This is a genomic window from Pseudomonas graminis, assembly GCF_004364335.1.
In the GTDB taxonomy this organism is placed as follows: Bacteria; Pseudomonadota; Gammaproteobacteria; order Pseudomonadales; family Pseudomonadaceae; genus Aquipseudomonas; species Aquipseudomonas graminis_D.
Genome location: NZ_SOCR01000008.1, coordinates 277,036 through 290,777, shown reverse-complemented (window position 1 = coordinate 290,777; position 13,742 = coordinate 277,036). Strand labels below are relative to the sequence as shown.

Sequence of the window (13,742 nt, the reverse complement as noted above, 5' to 3'; positions counted from 1 at the left end):
TCAGGACTCCACATCGTGGCGGTTGGCCCGTGCTTCCAGGCGATTCTGAAAATGCGCCAGAATGCTGCACAGCACCCAGTAGATCACCGCAACGGTGAAATACATGGTGAAAATCTCCAGCGTCCGCGAGGAGATCAGCTGCGCCTGGCGGAACACTTCCGGTACCTGAATGGTGGCCGCCATCGCCGTGTCCTTGACCAGCGAAATAAAGCTGTTGCCCAAGGGCGGCAACGCGGTGCGTGCAGCTTGCGGGAGAATGGCGCGGCGCATGGTCTGAGCGCGCGTCATGCCAATGCTCGCAGCGGCTTCCCATTGCCCTCGGTCCACCGAACCGATCGCGGCCCGAAGGATTTCGCAGGCATATGCGGCCATGTTCAGCGACAGGCCGATCAGTGCTGCGGTGATCGCATCCAGTTCAATCCCCAGGTCCGGCAGCCCGTAATAGATCATGAACAGCTGGACGAGAAGCGGCGTGCCACGGAAAAACGACACGTAAACCCTGGCGACGGCACTGATGACCCAGATCTTCGACAGACGCATCAGTGCCAGGCCGAAGCCCAGCACCAACCCGAAAAACATCGACCCCAGGCTCAAGCCCACCGTGTAATACGCGCCCTTGAGCAGAAAGGGCGCGGAGTCCAGCGCGAGCTGAAGGCTCTCCGGGATCATTTGGTCACGTCAGCCTTGAAGTACTTGTCCGACAGCTTGGCGAGGGTGCCGTCGGCGCGCAGCTTGTCGATGGCCTTGTTGATCGCGTCCAGCAACTCAGGCTCGCCCTTGCGCAGTGCGACACCGGATTCCTGACGGGAGAACGGTTCGCCGGAAACGGCCAGTTTGTCCTTGGTCTTGGCAACCAGCTCCAGTGCAGCAAGGCGGTCGACGAGGATGGCGTCGATACGGCCGACACGCAGGTCCTGATATTTGGTCGGATCATCGTCGTAGGTTTTGACGATCGCATCAGGCACGTTGGCTTTCAGCCACTCTTCGTAGTTGGTGCCCAGGCCGACACCGACTTTCTTGCCTTTCAGATCGGCAGCCGTTTTGATCACGCCCACGTCTTTGGTCTGCACCAGCGCTTGAATGCCCGACACGGTGTAGGGTTCGGAGAAGTCGTACTTTTTCTTGCGCTCGTCAGAGATGGTCACCTGGTTGATCACGACATCCAGACGCTTGGACTCCAGCGCTGCAAGAATGCCAGCCCACGGCGTGGCTTGCAGTTTGACCTTGACGCCCAGTTCCTTGGCCAGCGCCTCGGAGAATTCCACTTCAAAGCCAGTCAATTTGCCGTCTTCACCCACGAAGCTGAACGGGGGATAAGTGCCTTCCAGGCCGACATTAAGGGTTCCGTTCTTTTTGATCGTTGCCAGTTGTTCGCCAGCGACAGCCTGGCTGACCAGACCGGTGCCCAGCACCAGGCTGAAGGCCGACAACAGAAAGGTGCGGCGGATTGCAGACATGTTCATGAAAGTCCCCTGTTTTAATTGGAATGTCAGGCAAGTATCAGACCCGACGAAGCTACGTTGGCATCACGCGTTTATCCAGCTTTTTCAGTTGCCTGCGAAGCGCTGCGCGCCGGCTGGCGGCGATCATAGAACCCGAATCGCGAGATGAAAAATAATAAAAAGCGGATTGCTTATCAGTTTTTAGAATATGGCGTCCGCGCATACCTGTGAGCGGGAGCGTGACGAAGGTCCTACCCCGCCGAAAAGACGCCCTGATACGCAAACAAGGCAGGCGCGCCGCCGGTGTGGAGAAAGACGATCGGGCCGTCTTCGAAGCGCTGCCGGCCAATACCGTCGAGCAGTCCGGCCATGGCTTTGCCTGTGTACACCGGGTCCAGCAACAGCCCTTCGTGACTGGCCACCAGCCGAATCGCCGCCAACGTGCCGGCATTCGGCTCGCCGTAGCGTGGGCCGAAGTATTCATCCCACAGCTGCACCTTGAACGCGGCGGGCAGTGATTCGCCCAGCAGCTCGACAGTTTGCTCGGCCAGGCGCTGAACCTTGGGCGCCTGGGTTTCTTCCGGTCGCGACACGGTTACGCCAATCACCGGCAACTCGGGCAGTTCTTCAGCGAGCGCAACTGCGAGGCCACTGTGAGTGCCGGCACTGCCCGACGCGAGCACGACGGCTGCGAATGACAGGCCGCTTTGCTTGATCTGCTCGGCCAATTCAAAACCGGCCTGCACATAACCCAGTGCGCCGAGGGCGTTCGATCCGCCGATCGGGACCAGGTAGGGCTTCTTGCCGCTGAGGCGCAGTCGGCTGGCCAGGGCTTGCAGTTGCTCATCGGCATTGTCGAGGTTCTCGACCAGCTCGACCTTGGCATCGAACAAGTCCAGCAGCAGGCGATTGCCGTTGCCCAGGTAATTGCTGTCGTCAGTGGCAATCGGGTTTTCCAGCAGGGCGACACAGCCCAGGCCGAGGCGGGCGGCGAGGGCAGCGGTTTGGCGCACATGGTTGGACTGAATGGCGCCCGCGGTGATCAGCGTGTCGCACCCTTGAGCCAGGGCGTCAGCCGCGAGGTATTCCAGCTTGCGCAGCTTGTTGCCGCCCATCGCCAGCGGCGTGATGTCGTCGCGCTTCACGTAAATGTCCCGGCCGGCCCAGGCTGATAGGCGTTCGAGCTTTTCAAAGGGCGTTGGACCGCCGAGCAATTCCAGACGATTAAAACGGGCGAGCTGTTGTTTGATCATGGTGGCGTCGACAGGTCTGCAATTGAGTCGCAGGACTATAGGCAGACGTTTCCCACAGGGCAACCGCCCGCTATCCTTCATCCCCTGCGCAGAAGCCCCACAAAAATAGTTATTTTTTTGCCGCGAATGGATGTCGTAGAGTGATTCCACTTCGGCCTTCATAGCCTGACTCGCCGTCGAATTGAGGAGAAATCTGCGTGAGCACTATTCCCGACCTGTCCCCGGAATCCTGCGCCGAAGGCGTGACCGGCCATTGGCAATTGCAGAGGATTGTGGGCGAACTACGCGCCGCGCGTGATGACTGGCGTACCAGCAACGGCCGAATCAGCGGCGAGAAGGGCGGCCGCGAGCTGCCTTCCCGCGAGGCCATGCGCGACATTCTCGATGCGCTCTGCGGCGCGCTGTTTCCGATGCGGCTGGGGCCGGTGGACCTGCGCGAAGAGAGCGAGGACTTCTACGTCGGCTACACCCTCGACGTGGCGCTGAACTCGCTGCTCGATCAGGCGCGGCTTGAACTGCGCTACGCCGCCCGGCAGAAAGGCCAGGATGCCAGCTGCGCGGATGTGCATGCGGAACGGCTGATTCAGGATTTCGTCAGCGCGCTGCCGACGATTCGCCGCATGCTCGACACCGACGTGCTGGCTGCGTATCACGGCGACCCCGCCGCGCGCAGTGTTGATGAGGTGTTGCTGTGCTACCCGGGCATTCTAGCGGTGATTCACCACCGTCTGGCTCATCACCTGTATCACAACGGTTTGCCCTTGCTGGCGCGCATCAGCGCCGAACTTGCCCATTCCGCGACCGGCATCGATATCCACCCCGGTGCGCAGATCGGCCCGAGCTTCTTCATCGATCACGGGACAGGTGTGGTGATTGGCGAGACGGCGATCATCGGCGAGCGCGTGCGCATTTATCAGGCCGTCACGCTGGGCGCCAAACGCTTCCCTTCCGATGAAGATGGTCAGTTGCTGAAAGGCCATGCGCGCCACCCGATCGTCGAAGACGACGTGGTGATCTATGCCGGTGCAACGATTCTGGGGCGCATCACCATCGGCAAGGGCTCGACCATCGGCGGCAACGTGTGGCTGACGCGCGGCGTCCCGGCGGGCAGCAACGTCAATCAGGCGAGTCTGCAGCACGAGGATGGTTGTCCGAAGTAGACAGTGAGTCGCTAGCACTGACTCTTACGGGTTTTCAATCCGTAGGAGCCGGCTTGCTGGCGAATGTGGTGCGTCATTTATGAAGAATTTGCCTGGCCCGATGGGTTCGCCAGCAAGCCGGCTCCTACAATTTGTTCCAGTGCTTTGAAAACCCTCCCGAGCCCACGGAACGAAAGGCTTTCCTCGTCCGTCCTACCCTCGCCTGAGAGAGCGTCACGCCACTGTGCATTAGTCTCTGGCGGTCTTTTCGTGCTTTAATTGAACGTTCAATCAAGTTAAACCGGTGGTTCGCTGCCCGCTGATCTCAGGAGGCCTACCTTTGCCGCATACACGTTGCATGATCGATCCCCTCGCCCGCGCGGCGGTATTCATATGAATAATTCAAGCGCTCCAGGCAGCTCGCCCGTTCGCATGAACGGCCCTGTTTTCTACTTTGCCGCCAGCTTCATTCTGATCTTCGGACTGGTGGTCGTCGCCTTCCCGGAAGCATCGGGCGCCTGGTTGCTCGCCGCGCAGAACTGGGCCGCCAACACCGTTGGCTGGTACTACATGCTGGCCATGACCCTGTATCTGCTGTTCGTGGTGGTCACTGCGATTTCAGGCTACGGCAAGATCAAGCTTGGCGCTGACCACGACGAACCCGAGTTCAGCTACCTGTCCTGGGCCGGCATGCTGTTCGCAGCCGGGATCAGCATCACGCTGTTCTTCTTCTGTGTGTCCGAACCGTTGACCCACATGTTGGCGCCGCCGCAAGGCGAAGGCGGGACCACCCAATCGGCGCGTCAGGCCATGCAGCTGCTGTTTCTGCACTGGGGCCTGCACGGCTGGGGCGTGTTCGCCTTCGTCGGCATGGCACTGGCCTACTTCGCGTATCGCCATAACTTGCCGCTGGCATTGCGTTCAGCGCTGTATCCGCTGATTGGCAAGCGCATCAACGGCCCGATCGGCTATGCGGTCGACGGCTTCGGCATCATCGCCACCATCTTCGGCCTCGGCGCTGACATGGGCTTTGGCGTACTGCACCTGAACTCCGGGCTGGACTACCTGTTCAACGTGCCGCACACCCAATGGATTCAGGTGGGTTTGATCACCCTGATGATGGGCGCGGCAATCCTTGTAGCGATTGCGGGTGTCGACAAAGGCGTGCGCGTCATGTCCGACATCAACATGCTGCTGGCCTGCGCGCTGCTGCTGTTCGTGTTATTTGCCGGACCCACGCAGCACCTGCTCAATACGCTGGTGCAGAACATCGGCGATTACCTCGGCGCGTTGCCGGTCAAGAGCTTCGACGTCTATGCGTACGACGGCCCAAGTGACTGGCTGGGCGGCTGGACCGTGTTCTATTGGGCGTGGTGGATTGCCTGGTCGCCGTTCGTGGGCCTGTTCATTGCGCGTATCTCCCGTGGCCGCACCATTCGCGAATTCGTCTGTGGCGTGCTGCTGATCCCGCTGGGTTTCACCCTGGCCTGGATGTCGATCTTCGGTAACAGCGCAATCGACCTGGTGCTGAACCACGGCATGGCGGCGTTGGGCCAGTCGGCTATCGAAGATCCTTCGATGACCCTGTACCTGATGCTGCAGACATACCCGTGGAGCCGGACGGTCATTGCCGTGACGGTGTTCATCAGCTTCGTGTTTTTCGTGACCTCGGCCGACTCCGGTACCGTGGTGCTGTCGACGCTGTCCGCCAAAGGCGGCAGCCCGGACGAAGACGGCCCGAAATGGCTGCGCGTGTTCTGGGGCGTGATGACCGCGCTCATCACCAGCGGCCTGTTGTTCTCGGGCAGCATCGATGCGCTGAAGTCTGCGGTGGTACTGACCTCGTTGCCGTTCTCACTGATTCTGCTGCTGATGATGTGGGGGCTGCATAAGGCCTTCTACATGGAATCCCAGCGCAAGATCGCGCAGCTGTATTCGCTGGCACCGGTCTCCGGCGCCAGGCGCGGCGGGTGGCGTCAGCGTCTGACCCAGGCTGTGGCATTCCCGTCCCGTGATGAGGTTTACCGCTTCCTTGATCAGACCGTGCGCCCGGCCATTGAAGAAGTGACGGCCGTGTTCGTCGAGAAGGGCCTGACCGTCGTGACTCAGCCGGATCCGGCCAATGACACGGTGGGCCTGGAGATCGGCCACGGTGAAGAGCGTCCGTTCGTGTACCAGGTGACCATGCGTGGCTACTTCACGCCTTCATTCGCACGGGGCGGCATGGGCTCCAAACAGCTGAACAACCGCCGCTATTACCGCGCTGAAGTGCACTTGAGCGAGGGCAGTCAGGACTACGACCTGGTGGGCTACACCAAGGAGCAGGTCATCAACGACATCCTCGACCAGTACGAGCGCCACATGCAGTTCCTGCACCTGGTGCGTTGAGGCTGATTGTTTTGCAGGAACACGCGTGCCCGCGACGGCGTCGTGTCGGTCCCCTAACCGGGGCTCACACGAAATCTTCGCGGGCACGCGCGCTTTTAGAGCCTGGTTTTTAGGCCAAGCCACCATTGGCCCGCAGCACCTGACCGTTCACCCAGCCTGAATCCGGGCCGGCAAGGAAGGACACGACGCTGGCGATATCTTGCGGCTGCCCAAGGCGTTGCAGCGGCGGCATGTTGGCGAAGTGCTGGATTTGCTCCTCGCTCTTGCCATGCAGGAACAGCTCGGTGGCCACCGGTCCCGGCGCAACCGCATTCACGGTAATATTCCGCCCGCGCAGCTCCTTGGCGAATACATGGGTGAAGGCCTCGACCGCCGCCTTGGTCGCGTTATAAATCGCGTAGCCCGGCAGGTTCAACGCCAGCGCAGTGGTGGAGAAGTTGATGATGCGGCCGCCGTCGTTCATCCGCGCGCCGGCTTCGCGCAACGTGTTGAAGGTGCCTCGGGTATTGATGTTGAACGCCTGATCGAACTGCTCATCGCTGGTGTCTGCCAACGGCAACGCCTTCATGACGCCGGCGTTGTTAACCAACACGTTGATCCTGCCCAACTGCGTTTCCGTTTGCTCGAACAGCGCACGGACTTCATCGGCCTTGGCAATGTCGGCTTTGATCGCGATGGCCTGGCCGCCATCGGCATTGAGCTGCGCAACCAGGGCGTCCGCCTCTGCCGCGCTGCTGGCGTAGTTCACGACCACTGCGAAACCGTCACGGCTCAGTCGCCTGGCGATTTCCGCGCCGATACCACGGGAGGCGCCGGTGACGATGGCGACAGGGCGGGAGATGTGTGGAGTTGACTGCATCATGGTGAGTCTCCGATTCATGTGAAAGTGAATGCAGCTTCACACGCCTGCGCACGCTGATAAACGCTCCAAAAATGCCTTCGTTGTTCGATCGAAGCGAACAATAGGATGCGTATTGCTGCGTATCAGCGCTGAAGGTCGGTATCCGTCAACTCGTTTGAACCCCCTCGTCACAGGGAAATCCGAGTAATCTCGCAGGTTCGTTTTGTGACCTGACTTCCAAACAAGAAAGAGAGGATCGGATGACTTACATCGCTGCCGAAAACCGTTATGAACGCGTTCCCTATCGTCGCGTAGGTCGCAGCGGCCTCGTGTTGCCAGCGCTCTCCATGGGGCTGTGGCACAACTTCGGCGACAGCACGCCGATCGACACTCAGCGCGCCATGCTGCGCACGGCCTTCGATCTGGGTATCAACCACTTCGACCTTGCCAACAACTATGGCCCGCCCTACGGCAGTGCCGAGATCAACTTCGGCCGCCTGCTCAAAGAAGACTTCAAGCAGTACCGCGACGAGCTGATCATTTCCAGCAAGGCCGGCTGGGACATGTGGCCGGGGCCTTACGGTCAGGGCGGCGGATCACGCAAGTACGTGCTCGCCAGCCTCGATCAGAGCCTGCAGCGCATGGGTCTGGATTACGTCGATATTTTCTATTCGCACCGCTTCGATCCGGACACCCCGCTGGAAGAAACCGCGAGCGCACTGGCCACCGCTGTGCAGCAGGGCAAAGCGCTGTATATCGGGATCTCGTCGTATTCGGGTGCCAAAACCCGGGAAATCGCAGGTCTGCTGAAAGAGTGGAAAGTGCCGCTGCTGATTCATCAACCGGCCTATAACCTGCTCAATCGCTGGGTGGAAAAAGACCTGCTGGACACCACCGAGGAACTCGGCTCGGGCGTCATCGCGTTCACCGCACTGGCCCAGGGGCTGCTCTCGGACAAATACCTGAACGGCATTCCTAAAGACGCACGGGTCAACCGTCCCGGTGGCGGCTCGTTACAGGCGGCGCATTTGTCGGAGCAGAACATCGAGCACGTGCGTGCGCTGAACGAGATCGCCAAGCGACGCGGTCAGAGCCTGGCGCAGATGGCACTGGCCTGGACGCTGCGCGATCCACGCGTCACCTCTGCGCTGATCGGTGCAAGCCGTCCGGAGCAGATCATCGAGAACGTTGGCGCCCTCGACAATCTTGAGTTCAGTCAGGAAGAGCTGGCCGAGATCGACCGCTTTGCGGTGGAAGGCGGGATCAATCTGTGGGAGAAGCCGTCGTCGGCTGAGTGACGCTGGGGCTGTGGGAGCCGGCTTGCTGGCGAACTCAACGTGTCAGGCGACGTTTCTATCGTTGACACCGTTCCGTTCGCCAGCAAGCCGGCGCCTACGATTTTTGGTCTAGCCCATCAACACACGAGGGCTGAATCCGTTCACCCCTCATCACCCTCGTCATCATCCCCGCCATCGATCTTCATGCCCAATTCCTTGATCTTGCGAGTCAAGGTGTTGCGGCCCCAGCCCAGCAGCACGGCGGCGTCGCGACGACGGCCGGCGGTATGCTTGAGCGCGGTCTCGATCATGATGCGTTCGAACGTCGGCACGGCGCTGTCCAGCAGGCTGGATTGGCCGCGTGCCAGCGCCTGATCGGCCCATTGGCGCAGCGCTTGTTCCCAGTTGGTCACCGGGGCAGCGTCCTGCGGCAGGCTCAAAAGCTCTGGCGGGAGATCGCTGACATGCACTTCGCGACCTGAAGCCATCACCGTGATCCAGCGGCAGGTATTTTCCAGCTGACGGACGTTGCCCGGCCACGGCAGGTGCTTGAGGTATTCCTCGGTTTCCGCCTTCAGCAGCTTCGGCTCAACCGCCAGTTCCTGGGCGGCGCGGCTGAGGAAGTGGCGCGCCAGCGTCGGGATGTCTTCGCGACGGTCAGACATGCGCGGGATGTGGATGCGGATCACGTTCAGGCGGTGAAACAAGTCTTCGCGGAACTTGCCGGCCTGGACCAGCGTTTCCAGATTCTGGTGGGTCGCCGCAATGATGCGCACGTCGACTTTGACCGGCACGTGACCGCCCACCCGGTAGAACTCACCGTCGGCCAGTACGCGCAGCAGTCGGGTCTGGGTGTCGGCCGGCATGTCGCCGATTTCATCGAGAAACAGCGTGCCCCCGTCCGCCTGCTCGAAACGCCCGCGCCGCAGGTTTGCCGCGCCGGTGAACGCGCCTTTTTCATGGCCGAACAGCTCGGATTCCATCAAGTCTTTCGGAATCGCCGCCATGTTCAGCGCAATGAACGGCGACGCCGAACGCGGGCTGTGGCGGTGCAGGGCGTGGGCAACCAGCTCTTTACCGGTCCCGGATTCGCCATTGATCAGCACGGTGATATTGGAGTGACTCAAGCGGCCGATGGCGCGAAACACCTCCTGCATCGCCGGCGCTTCGCCGATGATTTCCGGGGTGCGGGTCAGGGCTGGCGGAACGGCCAGGCCTTGTTGTTCCTGAGCGTGCTGATTGGCGCGTTTGACCAGCGAAACGGCTTCGTCAACGTCGAACGGCTTGGGCAGGTACTCGAAGGCACCGCCCTGATAGGAGGCCACGGCGCTGTCGAGGTCCGAATGGGCAGTCATGATGATGACCGGCAGGCGCGGGTGCTGTTCGCGAATGCGCGCCAGCAGGTCCAGGCCGCTCGCGCCGGGCATGCGGATATCGGAAATGATCACGTCCGGTTGCTGGCGGGCCAGTCTGCTCATCACGCCATCGGCGCTGTCGAAACTTTGCGTGGTCATGCCCTCTTGCTGCAGGGCTTTCTCCAGTACCCAGCGGATGGAACGGTCGTCATCGACGATCCAGACAGTTTCACTACGGCTCATGTCGACGCTGCTCCTTGTTCCAGCGGCAGGAAGATCGAGAATGTTGTATGGCCAGGATGGCTATCACACTCGATCAGCCCCTGGTGCTGACTGATGATGTTCTGGGTGATGGCAAGGCCCAGCCCGGTGCCATCCGGGCGGCCGCTGACCATGGGATAAAAAATGGTTTCTTGCAGCTCCGGCGGAATGCCGGGGCCGTTGTCGATGATTTCAATCTTGCTGACCAGACGATGGCGCACGTGGCCGATGGTGAACTGGCGCATGGCGCGAGTGCGCAGGCTGATACGGCCCAGACGCAGCTCGTTCTGGCTGCTGATGGCCTGCATGGCATTGCGCACGATATTGAGCACCGCCTGAATCATCTGCTCGCGGTCGATCAGCACATCGGGAATGCTCGGATCGTAGTCGCGCACGATGGTGATGCATCCCTGGCTTTCGGCTTCGACCAGGCTGCACACACGCTCGAGCACTTCATGCACGTTGGTCATCGCCAGCATCGGCAGCTTGTTCGAGCCCAGCATGCGGTCGACCAGATTACGCAGACGGTCGGCCTCTTCGATGATGACGTTGGTGTAGTCCTTGAGGCTCTCCTCCGGCAGCTCGCGTGCCAGCAACTGTGCGGCGCCGCGAATCCCGCCGAGGGGGTTCTTGATTTCATGGGCCAGGCCACGCACCAGCATCTTGGTGGTTTCCTGCTTGGACAGCTGAGCCTCTTCCTTGGTGATCCGCAGCAAGCGATCACGGGGATGGACCTCCAGCAGCAGCATGGTCTCGGCCTGGGAAAGAATCGGCGTCACCGCGTAATCGACCGTTAGGGTCTGGCCGGTGAGGGCGGTCAACATGGCCTCACGTTTGGTAAACGGATGCGCCTGTTCGACGGCCTGACGAAGCGAGCTGAGCGCTTCGGCAGATTCGGTGAACAGCTCGCTGATGAATTGTCCGTGGCTGCGCTGACCGCTGATAGCCAGCAGCATTTCGGCGGCAGGATTCATGTACTCGAGGCGCAGATCCGAGTTGAGCAGAATCGTGGCAGTGGTCAGGTTGTCGAGTAACAACCGATGCAACGCATCGCTGATAGTCATGAATCCCGGTGACCTCTTTTGGCTCTATGCACAGGGCTGGGCCGTAAGTGCAGGCTCTGATTGGTCTTTGCCAGCGTATGGAACCCGCTGAAACGTGTGATGTGCTCGCGCATTCATTACAAAATGCAAAAACCAAACCAAGGCTCCGAAAAGAAGCGCGGATTGATGAATTGCGAGCGTTTTTTGGACGGCAGGCCCGGCGACAGTGCATGCAATCCTGAATGCCGAACCAAAATGGGCTTTTGGGGCGAAACTTTGTTCAGGTTACGCACCATAATGAAGCATAGCCTTTCAGGCGCGGTTTAGCGGAAAAAGGGAAAGAAGCTGGATTCTTCTTCCGGCTTGTCCTTGATGGGGCATTCGGGGCGCACGCCGTAATCATCGGTTTTGCAGGGCTGAGCGAGCCGCTTCTGGGCCAGAGAGATGCGTATCAGGTGAAAGGGCTGATTGGGGGTTCGCTCCAGCACTCGACCGTATTGATCGATGATCTCCACGGACAGTTGGTGAGTGCCGCGGTCGATGTTCGTCAGCGGAAAAACCGGGCTGCGGGTCGGCTCGCCATAGGGTTTGCTGTCGAGCAGCAACCGGTACAGGTGGTCTGGCTGCAACTCGGGCTCATTGCTGACAGTGACGTTCAGGTTGCCTTCAATGTCGCGGATCGTGCTGTCAGGCTCCGGCGCCAGAATGCGCAGCAACTGATAATGAAAGATGGGGCTGGCCGCTGGCTTTGGTTTGGATGCCCTTGTGGGTGCTTGGGTCGGCTGGTCGACCCGGTTGGTCGGCGCAATGTCGACCTTCTTCGCATTGCGGTGAGGTTGATCGGTAAAGACCCGATTCCCGTTCGCGTCGATGTAGGTATACACCTCGGCCAAAACGGTCTGGCTCACGCTGAGCAGCAGGCACAGAGCAACGGCCAACTGGCAGAAGTATTTAAGGCCGGCCGACATGGACTCGCTGCACTGTCAGGTTGACCGTCTCGCTTTGCTGGATTGAACGCTGGTTTTCCAGCACTTGGACCGAAAAGCTGTGCTCGCCCCGTTCAAGCTCCATGACCTGCAGACGCGGAATGTTGGTGGGCTGCCCGTAGGGCGCGCCGTCCACAATCAACTGCAGCAAATGCGCGGGCTGTAAACGGGGTTCGATGGCAACGCCAACGGTGAACGAGCCGTTATTGGCACGAAGGGCTTCGTCTTGGGGCAGGTCTTTCAGCGAGAGCACCTGATAGGCAGCGGCGCTTTGCTGGTTCTGGTTCTGGTTCTGGTTCTGCGTCGCGGGGAGTGGCGGCGGTGCGGCAGGCACAACGGTCTCGACACTGTTGAGTGGCGGCAGCTCGACGGTTTCGGCTTTGGTGCCGTTCGGCGGCTGGTTGCTGTATGCCGTGTTCCCGGAGGCATCGGTGTATTTGTAGATCTGCGCGGCAGCGGGCAGTGCAAACACCAGCAACAGAAGGGCGAGACATTGACGCATGAACACTCCAGTGCAGCGATCAGGACAACCAGCAATGGTGCCGCGCTCAATGCATGGCGCGGCACAGGGTCAGCATAGAGGAATACTGATCGACGGTGTCAGTTGAGAAACGGATCTGCGGCGCCTGCTCACTGGCCTGCCGTGAGCAGGCAAAGGTCGCCTGCCGCCCGTTGCAGCGCGGTCACGATGACAGGATCACTTGCCTGTCGCTGGATTTCCGATTGCACCCACCCTGGGCATTTGGCATCGCTGCGGTAGGGCTGAAACGCCGAGTAACTTTGCATCAACACCGGCAGCAGCGTATCCAGCCGACTCCGAATGCCGTCAGTGAGGCTGGATTCCGGCTTCTCCGGGGAGTGGCCGGTTTCACGCCACTGCTCGATGCGCGCGTATTGCACCATCTTGTTGGCTTCCATCTGGGCAGTCGTGAACTCGCGAACGTCGTCGGCGGCCAGCTTGAATTCGCCCGCCCGTGATTCGGCGTTCTGGATCACCTGGCGCTCGCGCTCACTGTCCTGCACCGGCTTGCCGCTGTGCCATTTGCTACGGGCCACGTCATTGGCAATTTCCAGCCTTTGCTCCATGGCCGCGATGAGCGGTTGAAGCTGCACAGGAGGCTGCTGAGCAGGAGCCGCCTGAAGGCCGGACGACACCAGTCCGCAGGCCAAGGCAGCGAGTTGGAGCTGTTTGAGCATTGTTATGTCCTCACGTATGACCGAGCGATCACTGTTTAACACTTTGGCTGGTAGAGAGTGGCATTCCCGGGGTCCCCGCGTAAAAAACGACAAGTTCCACTGCGGTGTCCCCCGTCAGGCCTCGATGCTCCCTGTTGACCATTTCAGGCAGTACATCACCTGGCATGAGAAGAATCGATTTGCCGCCTTCGCGGGTTTCCACCGTGAGATTGCCGGACACGACATAGGCCGCATTGGGCATCGGGTGCTCGTGCCATTTGAGAGCGGTGTTGGCGGGGATCTTGATGTTGAGCACAGTCAGCTCAGGCTTGCCGACGGGGTAGGCGTCATAGGCTGTTCCGTCCCAGGAACTTGAGCTTTTAAGCAGAACGGTGGATTCGACCGTTGATACCGGAAGGGAGCTGGGCAGCTGGGCGGTGGCGCATCCGCCAAGGGCAATCGTTGCCAGCAGCAGGCAAGCGGGGGTGATATTGAACATGAACGAAATCCTTGTGCTTTTTGAACAGCAGAAAACACAAGGTTGCCGGAAGCATCATTCCGATCTGCGGTACATATTTATA

13 protein-coding genes are annotated in these 13,742 nt (G+C 60.3%); 3 read left to right on the top strand and 10 right to left on the bottom strand.

Annotation, left to right across the window (positions count from 1 at the left end):
* From tcyL to EC919_RS17375, 3 genes are all read right to left on the bottom strand, one after another.
* Positions 1-669: a cystine ABC transporter permease gene (gene tcyL, locus EC919_RS17385; protein ID WP_133775647.1), complete on the bottom strand. Its 669-nt coding sequence runs from the start codon at positions 667-669 to the stop codon at positions 1-3.
* Positions 666-1,463, bottom strand: coding sequence for a cystine ABC transporter substrate-binding protein (gene tcyJ / locus EC919_RS17380; protein WP_133775646.1), 798 nt, complete (start codon positions 1,461-1,463; stop codon positions 666-668). The genes tcyL and tcyJ overlap by 4 nt, the downstream gene beginning before the upstream one ends.
* A 230-nt stretch (positions 1,464-1,693) precedes the next feature.
* On the bottom strand, positions 1,694-2,695 hold the full coding sequence (locus EC919_RS17375) for a D-cysteine desulfhydrase (protein WP_133775645.1): 1,002 nt from the start codon (positions 2,693-2,695) through the stop codon (positions 1,694-1,696).
* A gap of 215 nt (positions 2,696-2,910) precedes the next feature.
* On the opposite strand from EC919_RS17375, the gene epsC reads away from it, so the two are divergent.
* On the top strand, positions 2,911-3,855 hold the full coding sequence (gene epsC, locus EC919_RS17370) for a serine O-acetyltransferase EpsC (RefSeq protein ID WP_432213829.1): 945 nt from the start codon (positions 2,911-2,913) through the stop codon (positions 3,853-3,855).
* Between the two features lie 411 nt (positions 3,856-4,266).
* On the top strand, positions 4,267-6,222 hold the full coding sequence (gene betT / locus EC919_RS17365) for a choline transporter BetT (RefSeq protein WP_208294992.1): 1,956 nt from the start codon (positions 4,267-4,269) through the stop codon (positions 6,220-6,222).
* Positions 6,223-6,331: 109 nt separating this feature from the next.
* On the opposite strand, the gene EC919_RS17360 is transcribed toward betT, so the two are convergent.
* The gene (locus tag EC919_RS17360; RefSeq protein WP_133775715.1) at positions 6,332-7,081 is read right to left on the bottom strand and encodes an SDR family oxidoreductase; all 750 of its coding nucleotides are present in this window, start codon (positions 7,079-7,081) and stop codon (positions 6,332-6,334) included.
* A 242-nt stretch (positions 7,082-7,323) separates the two neighbouring features.
* Here EC919_RS17360 and mgrA point away from each other — a divergent pair, with 242 nt between their 5' ends.
* Entirely contained in the window at positions 7,324-8,361 is a 1,038-nt protein-coding gene (gene mgrA / locus EC919_RS17355) for an L-glyceraldehyde 3-phosphate reductase (RefSeq protein WP_133775643.1), read from the top strand.
* A gap of 140 nt (positions 8,362-8,501) precedes the next feature.
* Here mgrA and ntrC read toward each other — a convergent pair whose 3' ends face one another.
* From ntrC to EC919_RS17325, 6 genes are all read right to left on the bottom strand, one after another.
* Positions 8,502-9,938, bottom strand: a complete 1,437-nt coding sequence (gene ntrC, locus EC919_RS17350; protein ID WP_133775642.1) for a nitrogen regulation protein NR(I) — start codon at positions 9,936-9,938, stop codon at positions 8,502-8,504.
* Positions 9,935-11,020 carry a nitrogen regulation protein NR(II) gene (gene glnL / locus EC919_RS17345; protein WP_074890143.1) on the bottom strand — a complete coding sequence of 362 codons (1,086 nt, stop codon included), beginning with the start codon at positions 11,018-11,020 and terminating at the stop codon, positions 9,935-9,937. Before glnL ends, ntrC begins: the two co-directional genes overlap by 4 nt.
* 302 nt (positions 11,021-11,322) lie before the next feature.
* The gene (locus EC919_RS17340; protein ID WP_133775641.1) at positions 11,323-11,967 is read right to left on the bottom strand and encodes a DUF4124 domain-containing protein; all 645 of its coding nucleotides are present in this window, start codon (positions 11,965-11,967) and stop codon (positions 11,323-11,325) included.
* A complete protein-coding gene (locus tag EC919_RS17335; RefSeq protein ID WP_133775640.1) occupies positions 11,951-12,487 on the bottom strand; it encodes a DUF4124 domain-containing protein in 537 nt (178 codons plus the stop codon). Before EC919_RS17335 ends, EC919_RS17340 begins: the two co-directional genes overlap by 17 nt.
* Before the next feature lie 128 nt (positions 12,488-12,615).
* Entirely contained in the window at positions 12,616-13,182 is a 567-nt protein-coding gene (locus EC919_RS17330; protein WP_133775639.1) for a chorismate mutase, read from the bottom strand.
* A 28-nt stretch (positions 13,183-13,210) separates the two neighbouring features.
* Positions 13,211-13,660, bottom strand: coding sequence for a cupin domain-containing protein (locus EC919_RS17325; RefSeq protein ID WP_133775638.1), 450 nt, complete (start codon positions 13,658-13,660; stop codon positions 13,211-13,213).
* Positions 13,661-13,742: the final 82 nt, after the last annotated feature.

Excerpts from the sequence above, each read along its gene's own strand:
- EC919_RS17330 (WP_133775639.1), bottom strand. The coding sequence starts at position 13,182 with ATGCTCAAACAGCTCCAACTCGCTGCCTTGGCCTGCGGACTGGTGTCG.
- ntrC (WP_133775642.1), bottom strand. The coding sequence starts at position 9,938 with ATGAGCCGTAGTGAAACTGTCTGGATCGTCGATGACGACCGTTCCATC.
- EC919_RS17360 (WP_133775715.1), bottom strand. The coding sequence starts at position 7,081 with ATGCAGTCAACTCCACACATCTCCCGCCCTGTCGCCATCGTCACCGGC.
- EC919_RS17375 (WP_133775645.1), bottom strand. The coding sequence starts at position 2,695 with ATGATCAAACAACAGCTCGCCCGTTTTAATCGTCTGGAATTGCTCGGC.
- EC919_RS17335 (WP_133775640.1), bottom strand. The coding sequence starts at position 12,487 with ATGCGTCAATGTCTCGCCCTTCTGTTGCTGGTGTTTGCACTGCCCGCT.
- tcyJ (WP_133775646.1), bottom strand. The coding sequence starts at position 1,463 with ATGAACATGTCTGCAATCCGCCGCACCTTTCTGTTGTCGGCCTTCAGC.
- glnL (WP_074890143.1), bottom strand. The coding sequence starts at position 11,020 with ATGACTATCAGCGATGCGTTGCATCGGTTGTTACTCGACAACCTGACC.
- mgrA (WP_133775643.1), top strand. The coding sequence starts at position 7,324 with ATGACTTACATCGCTGCCGAAAACCGTTATGAACGCGTTCCCTATCGT.
- betT (WP_208294992.1), top strand. The coding sequence starts at position 4,267 with ATGAACGGCCCTGTTTTCTACTTTGCCGCCAGCTTCATTCTGATCTTC.
- tcyL (WP_133775647.1), bottom strand. The coding sequence starts at position 669 with ATGATCCCGGAGAGCCTTCAGCTCGCGCTGGACTCCGCGCCCTTTCTG.
- EC919_RS17340 (WP_133775641.1), bottom strand. The coding sequence starts at position 11,967 with ATGTCGGCCGGCCTTAAATACTTCTGCCAGTTGGCCGTTGCTCTGTGC.
- EC919_RS17325 (WP_133775638.1), bottom strand. The coding sequence starts at position 13,660 with ATGTTCAATATCACCCCCGCTTGCCTGCTGCTGGCAACGATTGCCCTT.